Origin of the sequence: Streptomyces sp. NPDC003023, from assembly GCF_042888225.1 — a bacterium.
Lineage (GTDB): Bacteria > Actinomycetota > Actinomycetes > Streptomycetales > Streptomycetaceae > Streptomyces.
In genome coordinates, this window is record NZ_JBIAPL010000003.1 from 215560 (window position 1) to 241719 (window position 26160).

30 protein-coding genes are annotated in these 26160 nt (G+C 71.2%); 14 read left to right on the forward strand and 16 right to left on the reverse strand.

Translation table 11 applies throughout. The features are described 5' to 3' along the window. Window positions 1-54 precede the first annotated feature (54 nt). Together ACFYV1_RS12770 and mca are read right to left on the reverse strand one after the other, a co-directional pair. A complete protein-coding gene (locus ACFYV1_RS12770; protein WP_389395492.1) occupies window positions 55-300 on the reverse strand; it encodes a hypothetical protein in 246 nt (81 codons plus the stop codon). Next, window positions 293-1174, reverse strand: a complete 882-nt coding sequence (gene mca, locus ACFYV1_RS12775; protein WP_389395493.1) for a mycothiol conjugate amidase Mca — start codon at window positions 1172-1174, stop codon at window positions 293-295. The genes ACFYV1_RS12770 and mca overlap by 8 nt, the downstream gene beginning before the upstream one ends. Before the next feature lie 97 nt (window positions 1175-1271). Between mca and ACFYV1_RS12780 the strand changes: the two genes are divergently transcribed. Together ACFYV1_RS12780 and greA are read left to right on the forward strand one after the other, a co-directional pair. After that, entirely contained in the window at window positions 1272-1679 is a 408-nt protein-coding gene (locus ACFYV1_RS12780; protein WP_389395494.1) for a DUF4307 domain-containing protein, read from the forward strand. A gap of 162 nt (window positions 1680-1841) precedes the next feature. Further along, window positions 1842-2339 carry a transcription elongation factor GreA gene (gene greA / locus ACFYV1_RS12785; protein WP_389395495.1) on the forward strand — a complete coding sequence of 166 codons (498 nt, stop codon included), beginning with the start codon at window positions 1842-1844 and terminating at the stop codon, window positions 2337-2339. A 70-nt stretch (window positions 2340-2409) separates the two neighbouring features. Here greA and ACFYV1_RS12790 read toward each other — a convergent pair whose 3' ends face one another. The 3 genes from ACFYV1_RS12790 to ilvA all read right to left on the reverse strand — a co-directional run bounded on the left by ACFYV1_RS12790 (window position 2410) and on the right by ilvA (window position 5719). Beyond that, a complete protein-coding gene (locus ACFYV1_RS12790; protein ID WP_389395496.1) occupies window positions 2410-3267 on the reverse strand; it encodes an ABC transporter permease in 858 nt (285 codons plus the stop codon). Continuing rightward, window positions 3264-4274 (reverse strand): ATP-binding cassette domain-containing protein, encoded by a 1011-nt coding sequence (locus ACFYV1_RS12795; protein WP_389395497.1) that lies wholly within the window; start codon window positions 4272-4274, stop codon window positions 3264-3266. The genes ACFYV1_RS12790 and ACFYV1_RS12795 overlap by 4 nt, the downstream gene beginning before the upstream one ends. A gap of 215 nt (window positions 4275-4489) precedes the next feature. Next, entirely contained in the window at window positions 4490-5719 is a 1230-nt protein-coding gene (gene ilvA, locus ACFYV1_RS12800; protein WP_389395498.1) for a threonine ammonia-lyase, read from the reverse strand. Window positions 5720-5875: 156 nt separating this feature from the next. Between ilvA and ACFYV1_RS12805 the strand changes: the two genes are divergently transcribed. The 4 genes from ACFYV1_RS12805 to ACFYV1_RS12820 all read left to right on the forward strand — a co-directional run bounded on the left by ACFYV1_RS12805 (window position 5876) and on the right by ACFYV1_RS12820 (window position 7531). Beyond that, window positions 5876-6433 carry a MarR family winged helix-turn-helix transcriptional regulator gene (locus ACFYV1_RS12805; RefSeq protein ID WP_389395499.1) on the forward strand — a complete coding sequence of 186 codons (558 nt, stop codon included), beginning with the start codon at window positions 5876-5878 and terminating at the stop codon, window positions 6431-6433. Between the two features lie 32 nt (window positions 6434-6465). Continuing rightward, window positions 6466-6942: a sigma factor-like helix-turn-helix DNA-binding protein gene (locus ACFYV1_RS12810; RefSeq protein WP_389395500.1), complete on the forward strand. Its 477-nt coding sequence runs from the start codon at window positions 6466-6468 to the stop codon at window positions 6940-6942. Window positions 6943-7024: 82 nt separating this feature from the next. Next, entirely contained in the window at window positions 7025-7276 is a 252-nt protein-coding gene (locus ACFYV1_RS12815; protein ID WP_389395501.1) for a hypothetical protein, read from the forward strand. A 63-nt stretch (window positions 7277-7339) separates the two neighbouring features. Next, window positions 7340-7531, forward strand: coding sequence for a DUF1059 domain-containing protein (locus tag ACFYV1_RS12820; protein ID WP_389395502.1), 192 nt, complete (start codon window positions 7340-7342; stop codon window positions 7529-7531). Between the two features lie 86 nt (window positions 7532-7617). Here ACFYV1_RS12820 and ACFYV1_RS12825 read toward each other — a convergent pair whose 3' ends face one another. Continuing rightward, window positions 7618-8772, reverse strand: coding sequence for a cystathionine gamma-synthase (locus ACFYV1_RS12825; protein ID WP_389395503.1), 1155 nt, complete (start codon window positions 8770-8772; stop codon window positions 7618-7620). Between the two features lie 70 nt (window positions 8773-8842). Between ACFYV1_RS12825 and ACFYV1_RS12830 the strand changes: the two genes are divergently transcribed. The 3 genes from ACFYV1_RS12830 (at window position 8843) to msrA (ACFYV1_RS12840) (ending at window position 11651) form a co-directional block, all read left to right on the forward strand. Further along, window positions 8843-9946 carry a hypothetical protein gene (locus ACFYV1_RS12830; protein ID WP_389395504.1) on the forward strand — a complete coding sequence of 368 codons (1104 nt, stop codon included), beginning with the start codon at window positions 8843-8845 and terminating at the stop codon, window positions 9944-9946. A 213-nt stretch (window positions 9947-10159) separates the two neighbouring features. Next, entirely contained in the window at window positions 10160-10825 is a 666-nt protein-coding gene (gene msrA / locus ACFYV1_RS12835) for a peptide-methionine (S)-S-oxide reductase MsrA (RefSeq protein ID WP_389395505.1), read from the forward strand. Between the two features lie 157 nt (window positions 10826-10982). Continuing rightward, complete coding sequence (msrA, locus tag ACFYV1_RS12840) at window positions 10983-11651, forward strand: peptide-methionine (S)-S-oxide reductase MsrA (RefSeq protein ID WP_389395506.1); 669 nt, start codon at window positions 10983-10985, stop codon at window positions 11649-11651. Here msrA (ACFYV1_RS12840) and ACFYV1_RS12845 read toward each other — a convergent pair. From ACFYV1_RS12845 to ACFYV1_RS12860, 4 genes are all read right to left on the reverse strand, one after another. Then, window positions 11588-12409 (reverse strand): DUF4328 domain-containing protein, encoded by an 822-nt coding sequence (locus ACFYV1_RS12845; protein WP_389395507.1) that lies wholly within the window; start codon window positions 12407-12409, stop codon window positions 11588-11590. The genes msrA (ACFYV1_RS12840) and ACFYV1_RS12845 overlap by 64 nt on opposite strands. 231 nt (window positions 12410-12640) lie before the next feature. Continuing rightward, the gene (locus ACFYV1_RS12850) at window positions 12641-13045 is read right to left on the reverse strand and encodes a helix-turn-helix domain-containing protein (protein WP_389395508.1); all 405 of its coding nucleotides are present in this window, start codon (window positions 13043-13045) and stop codon (window positions 12641-12643) included. Between the two features lie 185 nt (window positions 13046-13230). Next, entirely contained in the window at window positions 13231-14496 is a 1266-nt protein-coding gene (locus ACFYV1_RS12855) for an Ig-like domain-containing protein (protein ID WP_389395509.1), read from the reverse strand. Between the two features lie 287 nt (window positions 14497-14783). Next, window positions 14784-15191 carry a hypothetical protein gene (locus ACFYV1_RS12860; RefSeq protein WP_389395510.1) on the reverse strand — a complete coding sequence of 136 codons (408 nt, stop codon included), beginning with the start codon at window positions 15189-15191 and terminating at the stop codon, window positions 14784-14786. Between the two features lie 107 nt (window positions 15192-15298). Here ACFYV1_RS12860 and ACFYV1_RS12865 point away from each other — a divergent pair, with 107 nt between their 5' ends. Beyond that, window positions 15299-15664, forward strand: coding sequence for a hypothetical protein (locus ACFYV1_RS12865; RefSeq protein WP_389395511.1), 366 nt, complete (start codon window positions 15299-15301; stop codon window positions 15662-15664). A gap of 61 nt (window positions 15665-15725) precedes the next feature. On the opposite strand, the gene hutH is transcribed toward ACFYV1_RS12865, so the two are convergent. The 5 genes from hutH to ACFYV1_RS12890 form a co-directional block, all read right to left on the reverse strand. Continuing rightward, a complete protein-coding gene (gene hutH, locus ACFYV1_RS12870) occupies window positions 15726-17297 on the reverse strand; it encodes a histidine ammonia-lyase (RefSeq protein ID WP_389395870.1) in 1572 nt (523 codons plus the stop codon). 93 nt (window positions 17298-17390) lie between these two features. After that, window positions 17391-18557: a diguanylate cyclase domain-containing protein gene (locus tag ACFYV1_RS12875; protein WP_389395512.1), complete on the reverse strand. Its 1167-nt coding sequence runs from the start codon at window positions 18555-18557 to the stop codon at window positions 17391-17393. Between the two features lie 169 nt (window positions 18558-18726). Then, window positions 18727-19527, reverse strand: coding sequence for an enoyl-CoA hydratase/isomerase family protein (locus ACFYV1_RS12880; protein ID WP_389395513.1), 801 nt, complete (start codon window positions 19525-19527; stop codon window positions 18727-18729). Between the two features lie 292 nt (window positions 19528-19819). Further along, window positions 19820-21028 (reverse strand): adenylate/guanylate cyclase domain-containing protein, encoded by a 1209-nt coding sequence (locus ACFYV1_RS12885; protein WP_389395514.1) that lies wholly within the window; start codon window positions 21026-21028, stop codon window positions 19820-19822. 132 nt (window positions 21029-21160) lie between these two features. Continuing rightward, window positions 21161-22018, reverse strand: a complete 858-nt coding sequence (locus ACFYV1_RS12890; RefSeq protein ID WP_389395515.1) for a biotin--[acetyl-CoA-carboxylase] ligase — start codon at window positions 22016-22018, stop codon at window positions 21161-21163. A gap of 144 nt (window positions 22019-22162) precedes the next feature. Here ACFYV1_RS12890 and ACFYV1_RS12895 point away from each other — a divergent pair, with 144 nt between their 5' ends. Further along, a complete protein-coding gene (locus tag ACFYV1_RS12895) occupies window positions 22163-23770 on the forward strand; it encodes an acyl-CoA carboxylase subunit beta (protein WP_389395516.1) in 1608 nt (535 codons plus the stop codon). A 34-nt stretch (window positions 23771-23804) separates the two neighbouring features. Next, the gene (locus ACFYV1_RS12900) at window positions 23805-24011 is read left to right on the forward strand and encodes an acyl-CoA carboxylase epsilon subunit (protein WP_389395871.1); all 207 of its coding nucleotides are present in this window, start codon (window positions 23805-23807) and stop codon (window positions 24009-24011) included. Between the two features lie 51 nt (window positions 24012-24062). On the opposite strand, the gene ACFYV1_RS12905 is transcribed toward ACFYV1_RS12900, so the two are convergent. Continuing rightward, the gene (locus ACFYV1_RS12905; RefSeq protein ID WP_389395517.1) at window positions 24063-25238 is read right to left on the reverse strand and encodes an SGNH/GDSL hydrolase family protein; all 1176 of its coding nucleotides are present in this window, start codon (window positions 25236-25238) and stop codon (window positions 24063-24065) included. Between the two features lie 74 nt (window positions 25239-25312). Here ACFYV1_RS12905 and ACFYV1_RS12910 point away from each other — a divergent pair, with 74 nt between their 5' ends. Both ACFYV1_RS12910 and mmpB read left to right on the forward strand, forming a co-directional pair. After that, window positions 25313-25936, forward strand: a complete 624-nt coding sequence (locus ACFYV1_RS12910) for a TetR/AcrR family transcriptional regulator (protein ID WP_389395518.1) — start codon at window positions 25313-25315, stop codon at window positions 25934-25936. Between the two features lie 48 nt (window positions 25937-25984). Further along, window positions 25985-26113 (forward strand): morphogenic membrane protein MmpB, encoded by a 129-nt coding sequence (mmpB, locus tag ACFYV1_RS12915; protein ID WP_389395519.1) that lies wholly within the window; start codon window positions 25985-25987, stop codon window positions 26111-26113. The last annotated feature ends 47 nt before the right edge of the window (window positions 26114-26160 follow it).

Sequence of the window (26160 nt, forward strand, 5' to 3'; positions counted from 1 at the left end):
CTCCACGGCAGCACCCGGTGCCGCGGAGTCACGCCGGCAACGACGTACGGCCCCCTAGGCCGCCGAGCCGCCGGCCTGCTTCTTGGAGGCGCCGGCCGTCTCCGGCTCCGGCTCCTCCTCGAAGTTCACACGACCCATGTGGCGGTTCATGGACTTCATCAGGGCCCACACGCCCACCGCCAGCGCCGCGAAGACGAGAAAGCCCAGGACACCGGGGGTGACCTTGTTCTCGTCGAGCTCCTTGGCAAGGGTGGCCATGTGAGTCATTGCGAGGTTTGCGCTTGCGCTCATGTCAGGCATTGTCGCGGATGCCCGCGAAGAGGTCGTCCTCGGGGAGGGAGGTATCGACGAGCGACTTCGCCAGCTCGTACTCCTCCGTCGGCCAGACCTCCTGCTGGATCGCCATCGGGACGCGGAACCAGCCGCCCTCGGGGTCGATCTGCGTGGCGTGCGCGATCAGCGCCCGGTCACGGGTCTCGAAGTACTCGGCGCACGGTACGTACGTGGTCAGCGTCCGCTCCTCGCGCTGGAACTCCTTCCAGCGCTCCAGCCACTCCCCGTACGGCGACTCGAGGCCACGCTCCAGCAGCGCCTCGTGGAGCGCGACGGTGCGGGGCCGGTTGAAGCCCTGGTTGTAGTAGAGCTTCTGCGGCTGGAAGACCGGCCCGTACTCGGACTCCGGGAACTTCTCCGCGTCGGCCGCGCCCTCGAACGCCACCATCGAGATCTTGTGGGTCATGATGTGGTCGGGGTGCGGGTAGCCGCCGTTCTCGTCGTAGGTCGTGATGACCTGCGGACGGAAGTCACGGATCTTGCGCACCAGCTCGCCGGCCGCCTTGTCGATGTCCTCGAGGGCGAAGCAGCCCTGGGGCAGCGGCGGCAGCGGGTCGCCCTCCGGCAGGCCGGAGTCGACGAAGCCGAGCCACTCCTGCTTGACGCCGAGAATCTCCCGGGCCTCGTCCATCTCCTTCCTGCGGACCTCGTGGATGTTCTCCTCGATATGGGCATCGCCCTGGAGCTTGGGATTGAGGATGGAGCCGCGCTCGCCTCCCGTGCAGGTCACGACCAGCACGTCCACCCCCTCGGACACATACTTGGCCATCGTCGCCGCGCCCTTGCTCGACTCGTCGTCGGGGTGGGCGTGCACGGCCATCAGTCGCAGCTGCTCAGTCAAGACTCGATCCTCAATGAATAGTCGCGTCGTGCAACTTCTATAGTGACCGAATCGGCGGACGGAAAATTCCTGCCTCCGGCTCTCGAAAGGAACGATCATGGCGGCTGTCGGCGAGAAGCTCCCGGAGGGGCGCTACGGGCGCTCGGCGGACGAGCGCGCGGACCGCAGGCTGAAGATCGTGGGGGCCGTGCTCGGAGCGGGCATGCTCGGTCTGGTGAGCTGGTTCGGGTACGACTACGTCGCCGGTACGGCGATCAGCGCCGAAGTGATCAAGTTCGACGTCTCGGAGGGCGCCGACGAGGTCCAGGTGCATCTCGAGGTCCGCAAGGACGCGCAGGCCACGGGCAGCTGCATGCTGCGTGCCCTCGCGGAGGACGGCGGCGAGGTCGGCCGGCTCGACGTGCGGATCGAACAGCGGGGCGAGAGCCGTATCGACGAGGTCGTGAAGATCCGTACGACCCGGCAGGCCACGGCCGCGGAACTCATCGGCTGCAACGCCGCGTGACACCCCGCACACGCCGCTGAGCTGGCCCTTCTCATCTTCGAGGGCTTATCTCCTCCCCCTTTCCCGCCGGAATTGTTAGGCTCGTGGTTTCGCCCGCCCATGGAGGCACATCCTTCTTGGTAGGGCGATGCTTTGTATTCCCAGTACCTACGAGGAGCACCTGTGACCCAGACCAGCGACAACGTCACCTGGCTTACCCAGGAGGCGTACAACCAGCTCAAGGCCGAGCTGGAGTACCTGTCTGGTCCCGCGCGCACCGAGATCGCCAAGAAGATCGAGGCAGCGCGTGAGGAGGGGGACCTGCGGGAGAACGGCGGGTACCACGCGGCCAAGGAGGAGCAGGGCAAGCAGGAGCTCCGTGTGCGCCAGCTGACCCAGCTCCTGGACAAGGCGAAGGTCGGCGAGGCCCCTGCCGACGACGGCGTCGTCGAGCCCGGCATGGTCGTCACGATCGCGTTCGACGGCGACGAGAACGACACCCTGACGTTCCTGATGGCGTCCCGCGAGTACGCGAGCTCCGACATCGAGACCTACTCGCCGCAGTCGCCGCTGGGCGTCGGCGTGAACGGCAAGAAGGTCGGCGACGACGCCGAGTACGAGCTGCCGAACGGCAGGTCCGCCTCGGTGAAGATCCTCGCGGCCAAGCCGTACTCCGGCTGAGCCGCGGGCGACGCGCATACGCAGGAAGGGGCCGGACCGCGTGACGCGGTCCGGCCCCTTCCTCGTGCTGTCAGGCGGCGGCGGAGCGGTACTTGCGGACCGCGAGGGTCCGGAAGATCACCAGGATCAGCACCGACCACAGCACCGACGCCAGGATCGGGTGCTGCATCGGCCACGCGTCAGCGGCCTCGAAGCCGGGCGGCAGATTGCCGAACAGTTCGCGGCACGCCTGCACGGTGGCGCTGAACGGATTCCACTCGGCGATGTGCCGCAGGAAGCCGGGCATGTTGTTGGCGTCCACGAAGGCGTTGGAGACGAACGTCAGCGGGAAGAGCCAGATCAGTCCACCGGAGGTGGCCGCCTCGGGGGTGCGCACCGTGAGACCGATCAGCGCCCCGATCCACGAGAAGGCGTAGCCGAGCAGCAGGAGCAGCAGGAAACCGAGCAGCACCTTGCCGATGTTCTCGTGCACCCGCCAGCCGACGATCAGCGCGACCACCGCGAGGACCACGAGGGTGAGCGCGGTCTGCACGAGGTCGGCGAGCGTGCGGCCGGTGAGGACGGCGCCCCGGGCCATGGGGAGCGACCGGAACCGGTCGATGAGGCCCTTGTGCATGTCGTCGGCGATGCCCGCGCCCGCGCCGGCCGTCGCGAAGGTGACGGTCTGGGCGAAGATTCCCGCCATCAGGAATTCGCGGTAGTCGGCGGCCGTCGTGGAGCCGCCGACCGCGATGGAACCACCGAAGACGTACGTGAAGAGCACGACGAACATGATCGGCTGGACGAGGCCGAAGATGACCATCTCGGGGATGCGCATCATCCTGATCAGATTGCGCTTGGCCACGACCAGTGAGTCGGTGACCGACTGCCCGATGCCGCCCCGTGGGCGGGGCGCCGCGATCGGGGCGGCATCCGTTGTGACGCTCACTTCGCGCTCTCCTTCCTGGGCCTGTGGCCGGAGCCGTCGCCCCCGTCCTCGCCGTTGCCCTCCGCGGCCTCTGCCGCGTGGCCGGTCAGCGAGATGAAGACGTCGTCGAGGGTCGGGCGGCGCAGGCCGATGTCGTCGATCTCCACGCCCCGGGCGTCGAGGTCGCGGATGACCTCCGCGAGCAGCTTGGCGCCGCCCGCGACGGGGATCGTGAGCTTGCGGGTGTGCTCGGCGACGGCGACCTCGCCCTTGCCGTAGCCGGTGAGCACCTCTCGGGCCGGGGCGATCTGCTCGGGCTCGTGCACCACGACCTCGACGCGCTCGCCGCCGGTGCGCGCCTTCAACTGGTCCGACGTGCCGCGGGCGATGACCTTGCCGTGGTCGATGACGCAGATGTCGTGTGCGAGGCGGTCGGCCTCCTCGAGGTACTGCGTGGTGAGCAGCAGGGTCGTGCCGCCGGCGACCAGCTCCTCGATGACCTCCCACAACTGCTGCCTGTTGCGCGGGTCGAGTCCGGTCGTCGGCTCGTCCATGAACATCACGGGCGGGGAGACGACCAGGGCCGCGGCCAGGTCGAGCCTGCGGCGCATACCCCCGGAGTAGGTCTTGGCGGGGCGGTCCGCGGCGTCGGCCAGGTTGAAGCGCTCGAGCAGCTGGACGGCCCGCGCCTTCGCGTCGCGCGCGCTCAACTGGTAGAGCTGCCCGACCATCTGGAGGTTCTCACGGCCGGTCAGGTACTCGTCGACCGCGGCGAACTGGCCGGACAGGCCGATGGACCTGCGCACCTCGTTGGGGTGCTTGAGGACGTCGATGCCGGCGACGACGGCGGAGCCGCTGTCGGGCTGGAGCAGGGTGGTCAGTACACGAACGGTCGTGGTCTTGCCGGCGCCGTTGGGGCCGAGAAGTCCCAGGACCGTGCCTTCGGGGACGTCGAGATCGACGCCGTCCAGTGCCCTTACATCGCCGAAGGTCTTCACAAGACCTTCGGCGTAGATGGCGCCTGGCATAGAGGTCTCCCAGGGTGACAGATGAATGGGTTTCCGCGCTCAAGACTCTTTGCCCGCCCCCCGACGGGCCTGGCGGGACCATGCAGACCCCACACAGTAATGCGATATATCGCGTTGCTCAAGATGTGTCGCGTCCGTGCCCCGCCTCGGGTCCGCGACAAGGGCGCCGGTCTTCCGCAGGCGCCCCGTACCGTCGCCGCCTGCCTCGGAAGTCCTCAGCCCATCACCGTGTAACCCGCCGCGCGCAGCGTCGCCGCGACGTCCTCGCAGTGCTCGGGTCCCTTCGTCTCCAGGTGCAGCTCCACCTCCACCTCCGTGAGCCCGAGCCGCGGGTCGGTCCGTACATGGCTCACATCGAGAACATTGGCATCCGCCACTGACAACTGGCCGAGAAGACCTGCCAGCGCACCCGGCCGGTCCGTCAGCCGCACCCTCAGCGACAGGTACCTGCCCGCCGCCGCCATGCCGTGCCGCAGGATGCGTTGCATCAGCAGCGGATCCACGTTGCCGCCCGACAGCAGGGCGACGACCGGGCCCTCGAAGGACCGCGGATCGCTCAGCAGCGCGGCGACCGTGCTCGCCCCGGCCGGCTCGACCACCATCTTCGCCCGCTCGAGGCAGAGCAGCAGCGCACTGGAGAGCGCGTCCTCGGAGACCGTACGGACGTCGTCGACAAGATCGCCAATGATTTTGAAGGGCACGTCACCGGGGCGCCCCACCTTGATGCCGTCCGCCATCGTCGACGGCGTCGGGATGGACACCGGGTGACCGGCCGCCAGCGACGGCGGGTAAGCGGCCGCGCCCTCCGCCTGCACGCCGATCACCAACACATCGGGGCGCAGCGCCTTCACGGCGACCGCGATGCCGGCCACCAGACCGCCGCCGCCGACCCCCACGAGAATCGTCCGCACCTCCGGGCACTGCTCGAGGATCTCCAGGCCCACCGTGCCCTGGCCGGCGACGATGTCCGGGTGGTCGAAGGGGTGGATGAGGACCGCGCCCGACTCCCGCGCGTACTCCTCCGCGGCGGCCAGCGTCTCGTCCACCACCTGCCCCTCCATACGGACATCGGCCCCGTACTCCCTGGTCGCGGCGACCTTGGGTAGCGGCGCGCCGACCGGCATGAAGACCGTCGACCGGACGCCCAGCAGCGACGACGCCAGCGCCACACCCTGCGCGTGGTTGCCGGCGGAGGCCGCGACGACCCCCGCGGCCCGCTCCTCCGGCCGCAGGCCGGCGATGCGTACGTACGCTCCGCGGAGCTTGAACGAGCCGGTGCGCTGCAGGTTCTCGCACTTGAGGTGGACAGGCGCTCCCACCAGGTGCGTCAGGTGCCTGCTGCCCTCCATCGCGGTGACTCTGGCGACGCCGGACAGCATCTTCTGCGCCCCACGGATGTCGTCGAGGATCACGGCGGGAAGGTTCTGCGACGTACGGAAGCTCATGTGGTCAAGTCTGGCAGTTCGGGCCCCTTCGGGCCGTGCCGTCCGCATCCCGGGCCGGGCCCCGTACCGGATTGTGCAGCGCAGGTACGCGCGGCCCCGGGGCCGCGTACTCTGTCCCCCACCAATCGACCACCGCACAAGAGAGCCCCCGCAGCCATGCCCACTTCTCAGGACATGACGACCACTGCGCCTGCCTCTCGGGGGAACCCCTCCTCCGAACCTCCCGGCGGCCCCGGCGCCGGTCTCCTCGATGCCCTCCAGCATCAGGTGGCCCTGTTCGCACGCCGGGCGGAGCAGACACGGCTCGGCGGAGTCGGTCAGGTCCGCAACTCCATGGACCGGGCCGCGTATCTGCTGCTCAACCGCCTCGACATCGAAGGCCCGATGGGCGTCAAGGCGCTCGCCGCCGGGATGGGCATCGACTCCTCGACCGTCACCAGGCAGGTCGCGCCGCTCGTCGACACCGGCCTCGTCAAACGCACCTCGCACCCGGAGGACGGCCGTGCCGTCGTGCTCCAGCTGTCCCCGCGCGGCCAGGCGCGGCTCGAAGAGGTCCGCGACTCGCGGCGCGAGCTGATGGCCCAGGTCACCGACGGCTGGACGGAGAGCGAGCGGGAATCGTTCTGCACTCTGCTCACCCGGTTCAACACGGCTCTCTCCGTACGGCAGGCCGGACTGCCGGCCGGGGAGACGGAGACCCCGCCGACCTCTTGACCCAGGGCCCCCGGCGGGCACTATATGAGGACGTGAGCGAGCGGAATTCGGCCATGGACCGCCGCCGCGCCCAGGAATTCGAGGCCTTCGTGGCGGGCGCGGCCGGCCGGCTGCTGCACGCCGCGACACTGCTCACGGCCGAGCCCGCGACCGCCAACCCGCACGCGCAGCGGCTGCTGACCGGTTCTCTGGCCCGCACCTACGCCGACTGGGACCGGCTGCGCGGCGAGGACCCGTACAACCACACCCGTCAGGAACTCGCCGTCCGCTTCTCCCGCAGCGCCTGGCGCCACCACCGGGCGCAGGGCGGCGTACTGGACAGGCTCTCCCCGCAGGAACGTCTGATTCTCGTGCTGCGCCTGTACGAGGGTGTGGCCGAGGAGCAGACCGCGGCGATCATCGGCCTGCCCGCGGACCGGGTACGGGCCATCTGCAGCCGGGCGGTCGCCACCATGCGCAGCGGCCCGCGCGCGCAGCGCCGCAGCGCCGTCCTGAAGGCGGCGTCATGAGAGCGGCGCGGGCGGCGGGGACGGCAGGTGCGGCGAGGGCGGCGGGGACGGCGCGGGCGGCGCGGGCGGCGGGGCCGGTGTCGTGAACGGGCCCGAGCGCAAGGAGGACGAGGTCCGGCGGATGATGGACACCGCCCATCCCGTCGTTCCCCCCGGCCTCGGCCCGCGCGCGGCCGAGCAGGGCGCGCGGCGGCTGCGCCGCCACCGGGCGGCGCGCAGGGCATGGATCCTGCTGCTGGTCGCGGCGGTGATCGCCTGCGTCGTGTGGGCGACGGTGACGCAGCCCTGGGTCGTCCCCCCGTCCGAGACAACGCCGCCGCTCGAAGGCTGGTGACCACCCCTTCGTCCGGATCTATCCTGGTACCAGCGGTGCATGGAACGAGCCCAGGAGGCCGACATGACCAGGAAAATCGCAGATTGCCGCAACACCCCGAGCGTCTCCGGGTGCACCCTCACCATCAGCGGTGAGGAGGAGGAAGTCGTACGGGCGGCCGTCGAGCACGCCGTCTCCGTCCACGAGCACGCCGACAGCCCCGAGCTGCGTCGGATGGTCCGTGACTCCCTGGAGGACGAGAAGGCGAGCGTCTGACCCGGCGCTGACGCGCGCCGGCGCCGGTCCGGAAAACGTCAGGTCCCCGGCTCGCGCCGGGGACCTGACGGCATGTCGGGAGCGGGTCAGCCGAGCGCCTGCTGCAGGTCGGCCAGGAGATCGTCGGCCGCCTCGATGCCCACGGACAGCCGGACGAGGTCAGCCGGCACCTCCAGCGCCGAGCCCACGACGGACGCGTGCGTCATCCGGCCCGGGTGCTCGATCAGCGACTCCACACCGCCCAGCGACTCGCCGAGGGTGAAGAGCTTCGCCCGGTCGCAGACCTCGACCGCCGCCTGCTCGCCGCCCTTGACGCGGAACGAGACCATGCCGCCGAACGCCCGCATCTGCTTCGCCGCGATCTCGTGGCCCGGGTGCTCGGGCAGCCCGGGGTAGAGGACCTGCTCGACCTTCGGGTGCCTGGTGAGCATCTCCGCGACCCGGGTCGCGTTCTCGCTGTGCCGGTCCATCCGGACGGGCAGTGTCTTGATGCCCCGCAGCACCAGCCACGCGTCGAACGGTCCGGCGACCGCGCCCATCGCGTTCTGGTGGTACGCCAGCTCCTCGCCGACCTCGGCGTCGGCCGCGACGAGTCCGCCGCCGACGACGTCCGAGTGGCCGCCCATGTACTTGGTCAGCGAGTGGACGACGATGTCGGCGCCGAGCGCGATCGGCTGCTGCAGATAGGGGCTTGCGAAGGTGTTGTCGACGACGAGCTTCGCGCCGGCCGTGCGCGCGATGTCCGCGACGGCCGCGATGTCGGTGATGCCGAGCAGCGGGTTCGACGGCGTCTCGACCCAGATCACCTTCGTACGGTCGGTGATCGCGGTCCGCACCGCCGCCGGGTCGGAGGTGTCGGCCACGGAGAAGTCCACGCCCCACCGCTCGACCACCTTGGCGAAGAGCCGGAACGTGCCGCCGTACGCGTCGTTCGGGATCACCACGTGGTCACCGGGGCGCAGCAGCGTACGCAGCAGGCAGTCCTCCGCCGCGAGTCCGGACGCGAAGGCGAGGCCCCGCCGACCGCCCTCGATCGCGGCGAGGTTCTCCTCCAGCGCACTGCGCGTGGGATTGGCGCTGCGGCTGTACTCGTAACCGCCGCGCAGGCCGCCCACGCCGTCCTGCTTGTAGGTGGACACCTGGTAGATCGGCGGGACGACCGCGCCGGTCAGCGGATCCGCGGTGTTGCCCGCATGGATGGCGCGGGTCTCGAAGCTGTGCAAGCTGTGCTGGTCGCTCATGGGAAACGAGCGTAGTCCCGTGAAGGGCGGGCCGTGGCCGACCGCCGTATGCGTCCGGGACAATGGACACATGGAGATTCTCTGGTTCCTGATCGCGCTGTGCATGCTGGTCGTGGTCATCGGTCCGTTCGTACGGAGCCGCCGCAACCGCATCCAGCTCGCCCGGCCCGGTTCACCGGACGCGGCCGACCCGGCGGCGTACGGCTTCGTGCGCCAGGAGCTGCTGGACGTCCGGATGCCCGGACCGGACCAGGACCTCTTCGACGTGCTGGAGGTCGTCCAGCGCACGCAGGACTGGAAGGCCGCCGCGCAACTGCTCGCGGGCACGCCCAAGGAGGGCGAGCAGCGCTGGCAGCGCGTCCAGGCCTTCGCCGGCGCAGCCTCCCTCGAGCTGGCCCAGCAGCCCGGCATCGGCGGCGCGTGGCTGCGCAACTGGCGCTCGGAGGCACCCAAGGACGCGGGCGCCGCACAGGTCCACGCGGAGTTCCTGGTGCAGCAGGCCTGGCGCTCCTCCAGCGCGGGCCAGGACGACTTCCGGATCATCCTCGAGGAGGCCGCGAAGGTCTGCGGCGAGGCCGCGCTCCTGGCGCCCGGCGACCCCGTCCCGTACATCACGGAGCTGGCCGTCGCACGCGGCCTGGGCTACAGCCACGAGCAGTTCGACCAGGTGTGGGCCAAGGTCGTCGACCGCGCGCCCGAGCACATGGGGGCGCACCTGGCCGCGCTGCACTACCTGTGCGAGAAGTGGCACGGCTCGCGCGAGGAGGCCGACCACTTCTCCACGACCGCCGCGGCGCGCGCCCCGCACGGCTCGCTGCTGGCCGCCCTGCCGCTCTTCGCGGTCTACGAGCACCTGCCCGAGGTGAACCTCGTGAACTCCTTCTACCAGAGCGCCGTGGTCACCAAGGCCATGGAGGGCGCGCTGTACGCGGTGCACTCCGCGCGCTCCGACGACCCGATGCTGGCCCACGTACGCCACCTGCTCGTCGTGTTCCTGGTGAACGCCGAACGGTGGGCGGAGGCGATGCACCAGCTGATGCGGGTCGACGGCCATGTGGGCGCGCTGCCCTGGACCACGGAGCCCGACCCGGCGGGCGCCTACACGATCTACCGGGCCCTGGCGGTCGCCGGTTACGAGGCGAACGGCGGCAGCCCCGCGACACTGCCGCACTGACGGCCCGGCGGACCTGTGGCCCGCGCGTGCGGCGAGCGGCGCCACCGGCCCGGCGGACTGTGGCCCGCGCGTACGGCGAGCGGCGCCACCGGCCCGGCGGACCGGTGGCCCTCCGACATGACGGTCATCGGGCCGCGCCCCGAGGGACCGCCGGAATTCCGGACGGCACCGGGACGTTGTCCCCGGTGCCGTCACCGTGAAGGAGAACCAGCCATGCTCTTCGGCCGTACGCCCGTGCTGCCCACCCCCGAGCAGGCCCTCAAGGGCCGCTCCGAACCGTCCTTCACGGTCCCCGAACGCCACACCGTCCTCGGGAACCCGCTGCTGGGCCCCTACCCCGAGCACCTGGAGACCGCGGACTTCGCACTGGGCTGCTTCTGGGGCGCCGAGCGCAAGTTCTGGCAGACCGAGGGCGTGTGGACGACCCTCGTCGGCTACCAGGGCGGTTACACCGAGAACCCCACGTACGAGGAGGCCTGCTCGGGCCTGACGGGCCACACGGAGGCGGTCCGCGTGGTCTTCGACCCGGCGGTCGTCCCGTACGAGTCCCTGCTGAAGCTGTTCTGGGAGTCGCACAACCCGACCCAGGGCTTCCGCCAGGGCAACGACGTCGGCACCCAGTACCGTTCGGCGATCCACACCCACTCCCCCGCCCAGGCCGCGGCGGCAGAGGCGTCCCGCGAGGCGTACCAGAAGGTCCTGACGGGCTCCGGCCACGGCACGATCACCACGGAGATCCTCCCGGCACAGGGCCGCCCGTTCTACCCGGCAGAGGCGTACCACCAGCAGTACCTCGACAAGAACCCGGGAGGCTACTGCGGCATCGGCGGCACGGGGGTGTCCTGCCCGATCGGCGTGGCCCCGTCGGGGGACGCCTGAGCCACCCCGCGGCACGTCGTGACCGGGCCGCTCGGCCGCCCGGACATGACGTCGCGGTGGGCCGAAAACGGCTGATCTTCGGGTGTGCCCCGGCGCCCGGTGTCCGGACAATGGCGGTATCAGCAGCGCGTACCGCGACACGGAGCAAGGGGCCGTCATGACGTTCGCCAGGAGCCGGGACCTGCGTCTGCCCACCCCCGAGGAGGCACCGCCGGGGCGCTCCGCGCCTGCTTACGAGGTCCCTGAACGGCACGCGGTGCTGGGGACCCCGTTGCAGGGGCCCTGGCCCGAGGGTCTCGAGATCGCCGACTTCGCCCTCGGCTGCTTCTGGGGCGCCGAACGCAGGTTCTGGCAGACGGCCGGCGTACGGACCACCGTGACCGGCTTCCAGGGCGGTTTCACGCCGTACCCGGTCGACGACGAGATCCGCACGGGTCGGACCGGGCACGCGGAGACAGTACGCGTCGTGTTCGACCCGGCGAAGGTGTCCTACGCCGCCCTGCTGAGGCTGTTCTGGGAGTCCCACGACCCCACTCAGGGTTTCCGCCAGGGCAACGACATCGGCACCCATGTGAGGTCGATCCTCTTCACCCACTCCGCCGCGCAGGCGTCCTGCGCGCACAAGTCCCGTGACGCGTACCAGGAGATCCTGTCCGCCTCCGGCCACGGCACGATCACCACCGAGATCCTGCCTGCCGGTGAGCACCCGTTCTATCCGGCCCGGGCCCACCACCAGCAGTATCTGCACCGGAACCCGGCGGGCTACTGCGGCATGGGGGGCACGGGCGTCGTCTTCCCTCCCGGAGTCTCCACGTCCGAGGGCTGACCGGTCTCCCGCGTCGCCGTGCCTTCCGCCGCCCGGGCGCGCTGCATGCCGGTGAGCCTGTGCACGAAGAGCATGGTCAGTACGGCGGCGGCGATGTCCACGGACTCCGACGCGACCAGCATCTCGACCGCGGAGACGATCTCCTCGGCGTCCTGGGCGGCGGTGTACTGCCGGCCGGCCGCACGCGCGACCAGCCAGGTGGTGATGAAGCCCGCCCACCACATGTTCACGGGTGTACAGGGCTCGTGCGCGGCGCCCTCGTACGGATGGGCCCGGCTCGCGGTCCAGATCTGGATGGCGATCCGACGGGGTATCCACAGGTTGGCGATCGGAATGAACCACCCTCCGATCGCCCAGCCGGGGCCCCGGGTGAACACGCTGTGCGCGAGGACGTCGGCGTTCGTCCGCACACGGTGGAACCAGATGATGAACACGACGATCGTGGCGAGTTCCGCCATCACCTGCAGCGACGTGGACAGGTACATGAACCGGTCGGCGCGCTCGGCCGCCGTCGTCGTGTAGGCGGTGTGGTCCCCGTCCACCAGCGGCGCGTACAGGGAACGCATGTTGAGTTCGGCACCGATCGCGGCGAGATCGGTGAGGACGACGAGACCGAGCAGCACGATCACCGCACGGCCCAGTCCCACCGGCGAGCGCATGACCCCTGGCGCCTGCGTCGGTGTCGGCGCCTTCACGATGGGCGTCAGCCCCGGCTTTCCCCATCCGGTGGAGACGGTCCCCTCACCGGTTCTGGACATCAGGCAGTCGGCGCAGCGGCCGTCGTCGGTCGTCGCCGTCTGTCTACGGCAGTTGTTGCACAGCATGGTGGAGCGACCCCCCTGGAGATTGACGGGCGCTCCCTCCCCAGGGGCACCGCCGCGGCGCCCGACCGCGCGGCCGCCTAGGGGAAGATAAGCCCCGCGGCGACTGCCGTCCACCGTGTTCGCCCAGCTCAACGCGGAGAGCGGGGGTGCGGGGCGGGCCGGCACTCACGCGGCGAGGCGCACATCCCCCTGCCGTGAAGTGCCCACGGACCGGCCGAGCCGGGTGGTGGTGGAACGGACCGGGCGGACGAGCTCGCGGTGGGACAGCGCGAGCAGGTCCGCGAGGCCGAAGCCGAGTGCGTGCGCGGCGGCGGCCAGGATCTCGGAGGAGGCCTCCTTGCGGCCGCGTTCGAGTTCGGAGAGGTACGGCACCGAGATCCGGGCTTCGTCCGCCACGTCCTTGAGGGTGCGTTCCTGCGCAAGCCGTTCGCGGCGCAGGACGCCCCCGACGACGTCCCGCCAGAGCGGCTCTCCGCCGGGCCGCCCGGCGGAGTCCGCGGGGTCCGGCGCGGGTGCCGCCACCGGGCGGAGGGGAACGACACGGGCTCGGTTCGTCTCGTGGCTGCTCACCTCTCCACAGTAGAAGTGCGCAGCCGCCCGTGCAGCAAGGGGAGTTGCGCCCGCGGCGAAACACGACCCCGCACGCTGGTGGAACGCACGCCGCGGCAGCGTCGCCCCGGCCACCCGCCGACCGGAAAGACGACGGTGGCGGCACCCTTCGCGGGTGCCGCCACCGTACGGATCAGGGGGGCGGGTCAGACGGCGGAGCCGGCCTTCCACTGCGCCCAGTCCATGTTCCAGCCGTTCAGGCCGTTGTCCGGCTTGATGGTGGTGTCCTGGGAGTTCTTGACGATGACGATGTCACCGATGATCGAGCTGTTGTAGAACCACGCGGCGGGCTGCTTCGCGTCGCCGGCGCCCTTGACGTCGTTCAGGCCCACGCAGCCGTGGCTGGTGTTGGCGCTGCCGAAGACCGAGTCCGGGCCCCAGTAGTTGCCGTGGATGAAGGTGCCCGACGTGGACAGCCGCATGGCGTGCGGGACGTCCTTGATGTCGTACTCGCCCTTGCCGTCGTCGTCGGTGAAGCCGACCGTCGCGCCGTTCATCCGGGTCTCCTTGAACTTCTCGGAGATCACCATCTGACCGTTGTAGGTCGGGTTCTCGGAGGAGCCGGCGGAGATCGGGATGGTCTTGATCGTCTTGCCGTCCTGCGTGACCGTCATGGTCTTCGAGGCGGCGTCCACGGTGGAGACCTGGTTGCGGCCGATCTTGAAGGTGACGGTCTTCTGCTGGACACCGTAGACACCCTCGGCGCCCTCGACGCCGTCCAGGGCGAGCTTCAGCGTGACGGTCGAGTTCTCGGCCCAGTACTGGTCGGGGCGGAAGTCCAGACGCTGGCTGTTGAACCAGTGCCCGACGACCTCCTGGCCGCTGCTGGAGGTGACGGTGATGCCGGACTGGACGGCCTTGCGGTCGGTGATCGCCTTGTTGAAGTTGATCGAGACCGGCATGCCGACGCCGACGGTGGAGCCGTCCTCCGGCGTGAAGTTGCCGATGAAGCTGTTGTCGGGCGAGACGGTCGTGAACGACGCGTTCTCGTGTGCCTCGAGCCCGGCGGCGTCCTTCGCGGTGGCGGAGATCTTGTACGTGGTGGAGCGCTCGAGCTGCGCGTCCGGCTTCCAGCTCTTGCCGTCGGCGGCGAGCGTGCCCTCCACGGCGGTGCCGTCGCGGGTCGTCATCGTGACCTCGGTCAGGGTCCCCTCGGCGACGGTGACCTTGGCCGCGTTGTTGATGCTCGCGTTGGTCGCGCCGTTCTTCGGCGAGATCTCTATTCGCGCCTTGGAGACCTCCTTGGCGGCGGCCTCGTCGATCTGGGCCTGTGACGTCTTCGAGCTCTCGGCGGTCGCTTCCTTGTCGTCCCCGCCGCCGCAGGCCGACAGCACCAGCACGCCCCCGAGCACCGCGGATGCGACCTTGAGGCCGCTGCGCCGCTTGCTGTCCGTCATCACACGCTTCTCCATCGTCGCCGAGTCCCCTGATCAACCACTGTGGACAACCCCATTTCAGGTCATCCGGTTCCACATCCGTGAAAGATGTGGGGAACAACACTCACCGGAACACCCAACGGGCCGCGGCCCGCCGGTCACACCCCACTCCCGCACTGATCGACGCTGCTCGCGCCCCGTCGGTTGCACCGTTCACGATCCGGCTTCGCGATTCGATTGTCACCCGCACACCGAGGCACGGGAAAGAGCGGGCCCCGGTTCGCCTTCCCGGCGATCAGGGGCCCGAAGCCTGTCACATGCCCCTACCGGTCCGCGCCAGGGCCGCTCCGGCCGTTCCCTCCGTCGGTGTCCAGCAACGGGTAACCGTCCGGACCGCCCTCGTAACCCCCGATTTCGTCGTCCTCGTCGTCGTCGAGCTCCCAGTCCTCGGAGTCGGGGTCGTACTCGATCTGCTCGCTGCTCCACGACGCCTGGGCGAGTTCGATCCCCGGCACCTCGCCGACCAGGTCGGCCGGGTCCACCAGGTAGGCCAGGGCCTCCGCCTCGTCCTCAGCGACCGCCGACCGCGCGTGAGTGCGCTCGTCGTCGGGCATGAACTCGTCGTCGGCGATCCGCTCGAGAGCCGCTCCGGTCAGAGCACCGGAGTCGTCGATCTCGATCACCAATTCCACTCGTAGCCGCACATAGCGTGATGTCCCAGAGCTGGTCATACGACGGAGGGTATGGCCCGGGGACCCGCGGCTTTCCCACGACCCGCTGCTTTCACTAGCATCTGCTCCCAGGCCAGTTCGAGGATGCCTCAAGGGAGATCGACTTCGTGTCCGTCGCACGTCGACCGCTGCTCACCGCCACTGCCGCCGGGACGCTCCTGTGCGCGCTGTGGTTCGTTCCCTCGGCGAACGCCACGGCCGAGAGACAGGCCGCCGAGCAGCCCGGCAGCGCCCTTTCCGACGCCGCTTTCGCCGATCCCGCTTCTTCCGGCACCACTCTTTCCGATCCCACTCCTTCCGGCACGACTCTTTCCGGCACCGCGACGCAGTCGGCCGGCGCGGAGCCGCTGCTGCTCGCGGAGACGGGCAGCGTGGACACCGCCCCGTACGTGATCGGCGGCACGGCGTGCCTGGGCATCGGAACGGGCTTCGTCGCGTACTCGATGCGCAGGGGTACGCCCGGCACGGTCTGACGGGTCACGAGGACAGGGCCGCCCCCGCCGTGACGGCGGGGGCGGCCCTGTCGTACGAGGCTCAGGCCAGCGGACCGGTCACCGGCTCGACGGCGGCGACGAGCAGCCCGTCCCTGACGAACGCGTCCGCGGCCTCCAGGTCGGGCGCGAGGAAGCGGTCGGGGCCGGGGCCCTGGACGCCCGCCGCGCGCAGCGCGTCGATGGCGGCCTGCGACGCCGGGGCCGGGGAGAGGTGGCGGCGCAGTTCGATGGCGCGGGTCGCCGCGTACAGCTCGACGGCGATGATCCTGTTCAGGTTGCCGACGGCGGTGCGCAGCTTGCGGGCGGCCGACCAGCCCATGGAGACGTGGTCCTCCTGCATGGCGGAGGACGGGATCGAGTCGGCGGAGGCGGGCACCGCGAGCCGCTTCATCTCGCTGACCAGCGCGGCCTGGGTGTACTGGGCGATCATCAGCCCGGAGTCGACGCCGGCGTCGTCGGCGAGGAACGGCGGAAGACCGTGGCTGCGGTTCTTGTCGAGGAGCCGGTCGGTGCGGCGCTCGGCGATGGAGCCGAGGTCGGCGGCGGCGATGGCCAGGAAGTCCAGGACGTACGCGACGGGCGCGCCGTGGAAGTTGCCGTTGGACTCGACACGTCCTCCCCCAGAGCCTCCGGCCTGGGAGGTACCCCCAGGCAGGACGACCGGGTTGTCGATGGCGGAGGCGAGCTCACGGTCCGCGACGAGGCGGGCGTGCGCCATGGTGTCGCGTCCGGCGCCGGCGACCTGCGGGGCGCAGCGCACCGAGTAGGCGTCCTGGACGCGGGGGGCCTCCTCCTCCTGGAAGTGGCCGGTGAGCCCGGAGCCCTTGAGGACGGCGAGCATGTTCGCGGCGGAGGCACCCTGGCCCGGGTGGGGACGGATGGCGTGGAGTTCCGGCGCGAGGACCTTCTCGGTGCCGAGGAGTGCCTCCAGCGTCAGGGCGGCGGTGACGTCGGCCGACTTGTAGAGGCGGTCGAGGTCGGCGAGGGCCATGACCAGCATGCCGAGCATGCCGTCGGTGCCGTTGAGGAGGGCGAGGCCCTCCTTCTCACGGAGCTCGACGGGCGTGATGCCGTGCTCCGCGAGCAGCTCGCCCGCGGGGCGCACCGTGCCGTCGGGGCCTTCCGCGTCGCCCTCGCCCATGAGCGTCAGGGCGCAGTGGGAGAGCGGTGCGAGGTCGCCGGAGCAGCCGAGGGAGCCGTACTCGTGGACGACGGGCGTGATGCCCGCGTTCAGCACGTCGGCCATGGTCCGGGCGACCACGGGCCGCACTCCGGTGCGGCCGGAGCAGACGGTCTTCAGGCGGAGGAACATCAGCGCGCGGACGACCTCGCGCTCGACGCGCGGTCCCATGCCGGCGGCGTGCGAGCGCACGATGTTGCGCTGCAGCTGGGCGCGGAGCTCGGGGCTGATGTGGCGGCTGGCGAGGGCGCCGAATCCGGTGGAGACGCCGTAGACGGGCTCGGGCTTGGCGGCCAGCGCGTCCACGATCGAACGGGCCTCGGCGAGGGCGGCGAGTGCGTCGCCGGAGAGCTCGATGCGGGCGCCGTGGCGGGCCACGGCGATGACGTCATCGGCGGTGGTACCGGACGTCCCCACCACGACAGTTTGCATATCCATATTCAGCAGCGTACGGACTGAATCCAAACCTGTCACCACTGGCGGGCAGGTTGGCTCCTCACCGGCCGGTACCGGCCCTCGGCCGCCTCATGGTTCGCTCCACGGCTCGTCCTCCGACTCCTCCGGCCGGGCGTCCCGGAAACGGCGGCGGTCCTGGGCCGAGCGCGGCGGAGAGTCCGCGAGCCGCATCACCGTGCCGTCCCGCCCGGCCACCACCGGCTTCGGCGAGCGAGCCGCCTTGGCGCGGTACTGGGCCGCGTCCGCCAGCCGGAACAGCCGCCGCGCCGAAGCGACCTGCCCGATCGGGTCACCCGTCGACGCGACCCCGCACGCGACACCCTGGCCGATCTCCAACTCCTTCGCCCTGACACACAGTTCACCGGCGACGTCGACCACCTCACCGGCGGTGGGCCCCACCGCGACCAGGCAGAACTCGTCGCCGCCGAGCCTGGCCGCCAGCGTGCCCGGCAACATCGCCCCGCACAGGGACAGGACGGAGCCGAACCGCTCCAGCAGCCGGTCTCCGACCGCGTGCCCCTGGGTGTCGTTCACCTGCTTGAGCCCGTTGACGTCACACACCACAAGGCTCACCACGGTGCCGTCCGCACGGTGCCGCTCCAGCGCCTCGTCGAGCCGGTTGTCCACCGCGCGACGGTTGGCGAGACCGGTGAGCGGATCGGTGAACGCGAGCCTGCGCACCTCCTCGAGCCGCTCGGTCTGGGCGATGCCGGCGGCCACGACGGACGCCAGCACGGTCGCGAAGTCGGCGTCGTCCCTGTCGAACACCGGCGCCGCCGCCGGCCGGGCCACGTACAGCTCGCCCCACGCACGGCCGTGCAGCACGATCGGCGCGACGACGCAGCAGCCCCGGCCGCGCCGGCGGAGAGCCGCGACCCGCTGATGGCAGTAGCCGTGACCCGGCGTCGCCGGGCCCGCGGCCGTCTCCACCCAGGCCTCCGGCTCCCCGCCTCCGGCCCACCGCTCGTGCAGGAACTCGGTGATCTCGGGGAAACGGTTCACCGGATACGCCTCCGACTCCGGGAACTCCTCCTCGTCCGGCGCGCGTTCACCCGCGTTCACCAGCACCCGCAGCCGCCCGCGCTCGCGCTCCCACACGGACAGCGCCGCGAACGACCCGGCGAGCGCGCCGCACGCGCCGAGGGCCGCCGCCCGCCAGGACTCGCGCGGAGTCTGGGCGGCGGCCATCGCCTGCGCCAGCGCCACCACGGACCGCAACCGCCCATCCACAGCCATCCACCCAGCTTATGTAGGTTTCGACTGATTTGATCAGTTGTGGTCACCCGGGTCGCAGACACGCGGCGCGCGGCACGGGCCCTGTGCGCCGCGTGCGAGGCGTGCCCTGTGCGTCACGTGCGAGGCGTGCCCTGTGCGCCGCGCGTGCCCCACCCCGCCCGCGGCCATATCACTCGCCGGGCCACTGCGGCTTCCGCTTCTCGTTGAACGCGGCCACGCCCTCCGCCCGGTCCCCGGAGAACGCGGTGGCCCGCCACGCGGCGTCCTCGACCTCGAGACCGGCCCGCAGATCGAGCCCCTGCCCGAGCCGCATGGCCTTCTTCGCGTTGCGCAGCCCGACGGGCGAGTTCACGGCCATACGCCCGGCGAGGGCCAGCGCCTCGGTGCGGGCGTCCTCCGCGAGTACGTCGACGAGCCCCAACTCCCTTGCCTCACCGGCCTCCACGCGACGCGCCGTGAAGACCAGCTCCGCGGCACGGGCGGCACCGACCCGGCGCGGCAGCAGCTGCGTACCGCCGCCGCCGGGAATGACACCGACGGACACCTCGGGCAGGCCCACGACCGCGCTCGCGTCGGCGACGATCACGTCGCAGGACAGCGCCAGCTCGAATCCCCCGCCCAGCGCGAAGCCGTGCACGGCGGCGACGGTCGGCATGGGCAGCTCCAGCACACCGGTGTACGCGCCCCGGGCGGTCGGCCGCTGCCGCACCAACTCGGCGTCGGAGAAGGAGTTGCGCTCCTTCAGGTCGGCGCCGACGCAGAACGCGCGCTCGCTGCTGGAGCTGACCACGGTCACCCGCACCTCCCGGTCCGCGGCGATCGCGTCACAGGCGGCCCCGATGGAGCGCGCCATCTCGGTGGAGACGGCGTTCATGGCCTTCGGGCGGTCCAGGACGAGCTCGGCGACGTGGCCGTGCGCATGCCTGCGGATGACGACGAACTCCCCGAACCGCTGCTCGGACTCCGACATGGGACACCCTCCCGGTTAACGATGGTTCACCGGATCATATGCGGGGTGCTCGGGCGGGTGAGGGGGGCGGGTGGTGGCCGTCGCGGTCCGGTCCGCCGCGCGGGGCGGTTCCCCTCACCGCCCCCTCACCGCCCCCTCCCCGACCCCCTTCCCGCCGTACCGCTATGCGGCTCCGCGGCGCGGCGGGCATGCCCCGGGCCCCGTTCCGTCGTGCGGTCGGGGTACCGCGCTCCGTGCGTCGGCCCACACGCCCGCCGGTCTGTTTCGCGCTGCGCAGGCGCGGTCCGGAGCGTCAGGAGGGGCGACGCGTCAGCAGCCACGGCTCCACGACGCCGAGCCCTCGCACCGGCCGCTGCCACATCGGCTGCAGCGCGAAGCGGTACGTGGGGACCTCGCGGCCCTCCTTCTCCGCCTTGGCCGCCTCCTCCGCCGCCTCGGCCTCGGACGCCGGCGCGTCCCCCGTCCTGATCAGTTCCTCCGCGAAGGCCCCGTCCACCAGCAGCGCGTCCTTGGGCGCTATCGACGTGAGCCGGCTCGCCAGGTTCACCGTCGTGCCGAAGACGTCGCCCATCCGCGTGGTGACCGTCCCGAACGCGATGCCCACCCGCAGGGCCGGCATCGACTCGTCGTCGGTCATCGTCTCGATGAGCCGCAGCGCAATCTCCGCCGCTGTGCCGGCGTCGTCCGCCGCGTACAGGACCTCGTCGCCGAGGGTCTTGATCAGACGGCCGCTGTGGGCGGCGACCAGGTCCGCGCATGTCGTCTCGAAGGACTCGACGAGCTCGCCCAGTTCCTCCTCCTCCAGGCGGCGGGTCAGCCGCGTGAAGCCGACGAGGTCCGCGAAACCGACGGCGAGGCGGCGGTCGACCATTTCCTCGTCGTCCGCGGCCTGCACGACCCGGCCGGTCGCGGCGGCGAGCTGCCGCCGCCAGACGTAGACGAGGAACTCCTCGAGCTCCGGCAGCAACAGCTCGACCAGCGGATAGGTGACCTCGGTGCGGGTCATGCCCGGCTCCGGCGGCTCGGTCAGCCCTTCCAGGAAGGAGTCGATCTGCCAGTCGGCGAGCCGTGCCGTGGTCTGGCCCGTGGAGCGGGCGACCTGGACCGCCATCGGTTCGCTGAGCAGGCCGGCCTCGACGAGACCGGCGAGCCGCCGCAGGGCGAGCACGTCCGCCTCCGTGAGGGCCTTGGCCTGCCCGATGTCGGCGAAGCCCATGGCCCGCCAGAAGCGGGCGGCCAGCTCCATGGAGACGCCGGCCGTGCGGGCCGCCTGGAAGGCGGTGTAGCGGCGCTCGGCACCGAGGATCAGGTGTTCCAGCCGAATGGCGAGCGGGTCGTCCGAGGGCTCCGCCGTGTGGTCGACCTCGTGGTGCGGCGTCGGATGCACCGACCCGGAGGAGCCCGATGACCCCGATGAGGAGGCGGACGCGCCGGAGGATCCGGAAGAGCCGTCCGACGGCGGCTGCGCGCCCGCGCCGGAAGTGGTGTCGTCGACGGTCACCAGCCGCCTCCTGCCCGTTCCCTGCGCAATGCCCTGCCGATCTGTCGCGCGATCGCCTCAACGATACGGCAGGTGTGCCCCAGCTCACGTCCCGGCGGCCGAGGCAGTTCACGCCCGGCCGCCCCGGCTCCGTCAGCCCGCGGGCCGCAGGTGCACGATGTCACCGGCGCTCACGGGCCGTCGCTCCCCGTCCTCCGTGGCCAGCACCAGCCTGCCGTCGCCGTCCAGGGCGACCGCCTCGCCGGTCACGACCGTGCCGCCGGGCAGCTCGGCGCGCACCTGGCGGCCCAGGGTGGCGCAGCCCGCCGCGTACGCCGCCTGGAGCCCGCAGGCGGCCGGGTCCCCGGCCGCCCCGCGCCAGTCGGTGTACCACTGCTCGAGGGAGCGCAGCACGGCCCGCAGCAGCGGGTCACGGTCCGTGGACACCGCGTTCGCCAGGCCGAGCGATCCCGCTCCGGGGACGGGCAGCTCGTCGGCGCGCAGCGACACGTTGACGCCGATGCCGAGCACGACCGCGTCGCTCCCCGAGCGCTCCGCGAGGATGCCGCCGGTCTTGCGTTCCTCACCGTCGACAGTGACCAGCAGGTCGTTGGGCCATTTGAGGGACATGTCCACGCCCGCGGCCCGCGCGAGCCCGGTCGCGGCCGCGACTCCGGCGAGCAACGGCAGCCAGCCCCAGCGGGTGACGGGCACGTCGGCGCCCGGCCGCAGGAGTACGGAGAAGAAGAGACCGGAACGCGCGGGGGCGCTCCAGGTGCGGTCCAGCCGGCCGCGCCCCGCGGTCTGCTCCTCGGCGACCAGCACCGCGCCCTCCGGCAGGGACGGCGCCCGTGCCGCCAGATCGGAGTTGGTGGAACCGATGGCCGCCACCACGTCGAGAGAGGTCCACAGCCCCTCGGACACGAGGATGCCGCGGCGCAGTGCCGGGACGTTCAGAGGGGGTCGGTCGAGGTCGGACCAGCGGCTCTCGGGGGCATGGGGAGGCGTCATGCAACCCAGGTTAGGTGTGGCCAACGCCGCACTGCCGAACCGTATCCGCGCCGATACGCTACGAGTCAGTAGCAACCGATCGTCCACGTCCCCGTGACAGTCCCCGTAAGCCGTCCCCGTGAGCAGCCAGGGAGCCGCATCCCGATGTCCGAGCCGGAAGTAAACGCCCTCTCACAGGGTTCCAGCAGTCACACCACCGCGGGCAAGATCGCGGATCTACAGCGCCGTATCGACGAGGCGACGCACGCCGGCTCCGCTCGCGCGGTGGAAAAGCAGCATGCGAAAGGCAAGTTGACGGCTCGCGAGCGGATCGACCTGCTCCTGGACGAGGACTCGTTCGTCGAGCTGGACGAGTTCGCACGGCACCGCTCCACCAACTTCGGCCTGGAGAAGACCCGGCCGTACGGCGACGGTGTCGTCACCGGCTACGGCACGGTCGACGGCCGCCCGGTCGCCGTCTTCTCGCAGGACTTCACCGTCTTCGGCGGCGCCCTCGGCGAGGTGTTCGGACAGAAGATCATCAAGGTGATGGACTTCGCGCTGAAGACCGGCTGCCCGGTCATCGGCATCAACGACTCCGGCGGCGCCCGTATCCAGGAGGGCGTCAGCGCGCTGGGCATGTACGGCGAGATCTTCCGCCGCAACACCCATGCCTCCGGCGTCATCCCGCAGATCTCGCTGGTCGTCGGCCCGTGCGCGGGTGGCGCGGTGTACTCCCCCGCGATCACCGACTTCACGGTGATGGTCGACCAGACCTCGCACATGTTCATCACGGGCCCGGACGTCATCAAGACGGTCACCGGTGAGGACGTCGGCTTCGAGGAGCTGGGCGGCGCCCGTACTCACAACACGACCTCCGGTGTCGCGCACCACATGTCGGGCGACGAGAAGGACGCGATCGAGTACGTCAAGTCGCTGCTGTCGTACCTGCCGTCCAACAACCTCTCGGAGCCGCCGTCCTTCCCGGAGGAGGCGGACACGGCGGTCAGCGACGAGGACCGCGAGCTGGACACGCTGATCCCGGACTCGGCGAACCAGCCGTACGACATCCGCACCGTCATCGAGCACGTCCTCGACGAGGGCGAGTTCCTCGAGACGCAGGCGCTGTTCGCCCCGAACATCGTGACCGGCTTCGGCCGCGTCGAGGGCTTCCCGGTCGGCATCGTCGCCAACCAGCCGATGCAGTTCGCCGGCTGCCTGGACATCAACGCCTCCGAGAAGGCCGCGCGTTTCGTGCGCACCTGCGACGCGTTCAACGTCCCCGTACTGACCTTCGTCGACGTCCCGGGCTTCCTGCCCGGCGTGGACCAGGAGTACGGCGGCATCATCCGCCGCGGCGCCAAGCTGATCTACGCCTACGCGGAGGCCACGGTCCCGCTGATCACCGTCATCACCCGCAAGGCGTTCGGCGGCGCGTACGACGTCATGGGCTCCAAGCACCTGGGCGCCGACCTCAACCTGGCGTGGCCCACCGCGCAGATCGCGGTCATGGGCGCGCAGGGCGCGGTGAACATCCTGCACCGCCGCACCATCGCGGCCGAGGCACCACAGGACCAGGAGGCGACCCGCGCCCGGCTCATCCAGGAGTACGAGGACGCCCTCCTCAACCCGTACACGGCGGCAGAACGCGGCTACATCGACGCCGTGATCATGCCCTCCGAGACACGGGCACAGATCGTGAAGGGCCTGCGCCAGCTGCGCACCAAGCGGGAGACCCTGCCTCCGAAGAAGCACGGCAACATCCCCCTGTAGGGCGCACAGGCAGGCACGAGGAAGGGACGTGACGATGATCAGGGTCGTACGAGGAAACCCGACCCCCGAGGAGTTGGCCGCCGCTCTCGCGGTGGTCCAGGCCCGCGCCGCGGCGCTCTCAGGGGCGACGGCCTCGGGCCCCCGGCCGCCCGAGGGCTGGTCGGACCCGGCGCGTATCGCGCGCAGCAGCAGGCCCCTGCCGGGGCCGCGGGCGTGGGCTCGCAGCTACTGGCCGGTCTGAGCACGGCGGAAGGGCCGGGCCCCTGATGGCGGGGCCCGGCCTTCGCGCTGCTCAGAGCACGGCCGCCAGCGCCTCGGCCATGACCTGGTAGCCCTTGTCGTTGGGGTGCAGCCGGTCGCCGTGGTCGAGCGCCGGATGCAGACGGTCGGGGTCCGCCGGGTCCGCCAGGGCTCGGTCGAGGCCGACGACGGCGTCGAACTCGCCGGAGGCGCGGATCCACTCGTTGATCTCCTTGCCGACCCGGGCCGAGTGGGTGCCCCAGTGGTCGGAGCCGCCCAGAGGCAGCAGGGTCGCGCCGACGATCCGCAGCCCCCGGGAGTGTCCCTGCCGTATCAGCTGCCGGTACCCGCCGACGACCTGCGCGGCGGTCACGACGGGCGCCGGCTTGTAGGTGGGCTCCTCGGGAGCCTCGCTGAAGCCGATGTCGTTGAGGCCTTCGAGGACGACGACGGTGGAGACGCCGGGCAGTTCGAGGACGTCACGGTGGAACCGGGCGGTGGCTCTCTCGCCGTACCAGGCGGAGTCGTTGAGGAGCAGGTTGCCGCCGATCCCGGCGTTGAGAACGGGTCGGCCGGTCAGTTCGGCGAGCGCGTCGGACCAGCGGCGGTTCGCGCCCGGCGTCGAGCCGAACCCGTCGGTGATCGAGTCGCCGAGCAGGACGATTCCGTCGGTGCGGCCCGCGTCGACCTCCACCCCCGCGAGGTGGTACCAGGACTGGGTGACGCCGGTGAAGGCCGAGGCCGACGGGTCGGCCCGGTGGTCCCCCTCGGCGCGGTAGGTGTCGGCCCACGCCTGCGCGTGGAAGGTCGCGGGGCCGGTCGTACCGGCGAAGTGGAGGGTGACGGCCACCGATTCGAGCGGGCCGACGGCGAACCGGACCGGGTCGCTGCGCAGTTCCGCGCGGGCCGGGACCGACGCGGAGAGCCGTCCGCCGAACTCGAGGTGCCGTACGGAGCCCTCCGTGACGGACGCGCCCCGGGCGGAGCGGGCGACGGTGGCGCCGGTGAGGTGCAGCGGGGAGGTGCCGTAGGCGTTGGAGAGACGGACGCGGAGGCGGTCGCCGCCCGCGGTGACACGGACGATCTGGCGGACCGTCTGGTTCGAGAAGCCCTCCTGGGACCAGTTCGGCGTGAAGCCGGTGCTGGGCATCTGGGGAGCGGCGGTCCAGGCTGCGGTCCAGGTGCCGGTCCGCTGCTTGTCCGTACTGCTGGTGCTGGTCGTGGGCATGGCTGACCCCTTCACCACTAATGGGCGATGCGTTCCGTTAAGATGATGGAACGCTAACAGAGGCGACCGCGCTAATGGAACTGGAGACCCGTTTGAAAGCCGCACAGCCCGGCTCCGTCCGCCCCGGCGGCCGCACCGCGAAGGTCCGCGCCGCCGTACTCGAAGCCACCCGGGACGCCCTCGCCGACAGCGGGTTCCACGCCCTGAACCCGGACCGGATCGCGGCTGCCGCGGGCGTCGGCAAGACCACCGTCTACCGCCGCTGGGGCTCGGCGGTCGGCCTCGTCACGGACCTGCTGCGCGACATGGCGGAACAGTCGGTCCCCGCGTCCGACACCGGATCACTCGAGGGAGACCTGCGCGCCAACGCGCGCCTCGTCCTGGACACCCTCACCGATCCCCGCATGGGGCCCGTCTTCCGCGCCGTGATCGCCGCGGCGGCCTGCGACGAGGAGTGCGCTGACGCGCTGCGCGGCTTCTACGCGACGCGCCTCTCGGAATGGGCGCCGGTGGCCGGACGGGGCCTCGCCCGCGGCGAGCTCCCGGCCGGGACGGACCCGCTGGAGGTCGTACGGGCCGTCTCCGCCCCGCTGTACTACCGCTTCACCGTCAGCCGCGAGCCGTTGACGTCCGACACGGCGGAGCGCGCGGCCTCGGCGGCGCTGGCCGCGGCGAGGGCGGGTGCGTTCGTGGTTTGAGTACGCGTACTCAGGCGCCGGGCGGTCCGCGCCCGCACCATCGAAGGCATGCTGTGGTCCGACCCGGAGAACGAACCGCCCAAGGAACTCCGCGACATGCAGACGATGCTGCGGCGCGCGGGGCTGCTGCTGGCGCTGGCAATGATCGTGGCGATGTTCGCGGCGGGCCTGCGGTGACCTGACACGGCCCGGCGTCCGGGAGCGGAGGGGGCAAGGCCCCGCGC

Bases quoted from the DNA above. Each gene is read 5' to 3' on its own strand.
- ACFYV1_RS12770 (WP_389395492.1), bottom strand. From the start codon at position 300: ATGCCTGACATGAGCGCAAGCGCAAACCTCGCAATGACTCACATGGCC.
- ACFYV1_RS12780 (WP_389395494.1), top strand. From the start codon at position 1,272: ATGGCGGCTGTCGGCGAGAAGCTCCCGGAGGGGCGCTACGGGCGCTCG.
- ACFYV1_RS12795 (WP_389395497.1), bottom strand. From the start codon at position 4,274: ATGCCAGGCGCCATCTACGCCGAAGGTCTTGTGAAGACCTTCGGCGAT.
- ilvA (WP_389395498.1), bottom strand. From the start codon at position 5,719: ATGAGCTTCCGTACGTCGCAGAACCTTCCCGCCGTGATCCTCGACGAC.
- ACFYV1_RS12805 (WP_389395499.1), top strand. From the start codon at position 5,876: ATGCCCACTTCTCAGGACATGACGACCACTGCGCCTGCCTCTCGGGGG.
- ACFYV1_RS12820 (WP_389395502.1), top strand. From the start codon at position 7,340: ATGACCAGGAAAATCGCAGATTGCCGCAACACCCCGAGCGTCTCCGGG.
- ACFYV1_RS12825 (WP_389395503.1), bottom strand. From the start codon at position 8,772: ATGAGCGACCAGCACAGCTTGCACAGCTTCGAGACCCGCGCCATCCAT.
- ACFYV1_RS12830 (WP_389395504.1), top strand. From the start codon at position 8,843: ATGGAGATTCTCTGGTTCCTGATCGCGCTGTGCATGCTGGTCGTGGTC.
- msrA (WP_389395505.1), top strand. From the start codon at position 10,160: ATGCTCTTCGGCCGTACGCCCGTGCTGCCCACCCCCGAGCAGGCCCTC.
- msrA (WP_389395506.1), top strand. From the start codon at position 10,983: ATGACGTTCGCCAGGAGCCGGGACCTGCGTCTGCCCACCCCCGAGGAG.
- ACFYV1_RS12845 (WP_389395507.1), bottom strand. From the start codon at position 12,409: ATGTCCAGAACCGGTGAGGGGACCGTCTCCACCGGATGGGGAAAGCCG.
- ACFYV1_RS12855 (WP_389395509.1), bottom strand. From the start codon at position 14,496: ATGGAGAAGCGTGTGATGACGGACAGCAAGCGGCGCAGCGGCCTCAAG.
- ACFYV1_RS12860 (WP_389395510.1), bottom strand. From the start codon at position 15,191: ATGACCAGCTCTGGGACATCACGCTATGTGCGGCTACGAGTGGAATTG.
- hutH (WP_389395870.1), bottom strand. From the start codon at position 17,297: ATGCAAACTGTCGTGGTGGGGACGTCCGGTACCACCGCCGATGACGTC.
- ACFYV1_RS12875 (WP_389395512.1), bottom strand. From the start codon at position 18,557: ATGGCTGTGGATGGGCGGTTGCGGTCCGTGGTGGCGCTGGCGCAGGCG.
- ACFYV1_RS12880 (WP_389395513.1), bottom strand. From the start codon at position 19,527: ATGTCGGAGTCCGAGCAGCGGTTCGGGGAGTTCGTCGTCATCCGCAGG.
- ACFYV1_RS12890 (WP_389395515.1), bottom strand. From the start codon at position 22,018: ATGACGCCTCCCCATGCCCCCGAGAGCCGCTGGTCCGACCTCGACCGA.
- ACFYV1_RS12895 (WP_389395516.1), top strand. From the start codon at position 22,163: ATGTCCGAGCCGGAAGTAAACGCCCTCTCACAGGGTTCCAGCAGTCAC.
- ACFYV1_RS12900 (WP_389395871.1), top strand. From the start codon at position 23,805: ATGATCAGGGTCGTACGAGGAAACCCGACCCCCGAGGAGTTGGCCGCC.
- ACFYV1_RS12905 (WP_389395517.1), bottom strand. From the start codon at position 25,238: ATGCCCACGACCAGCACCAGCAGTACGGACAAGCAGCGGACCGGCACC.
- ACFYV1_RS12910 (WP_389395518.1), top strand. From the start codon at position 25,313: ATGGAACTGGAGACCCGTTTGAAAGCCGCACAGCCCGGCTCCGTCCGC.
- mmpB (WP_389395519.1), top strand. From the start codon at position 25,985: ATGCTGTGGTCCGACCCGGAGAACGAACCGCCCAAGGAACTCCGCGAC.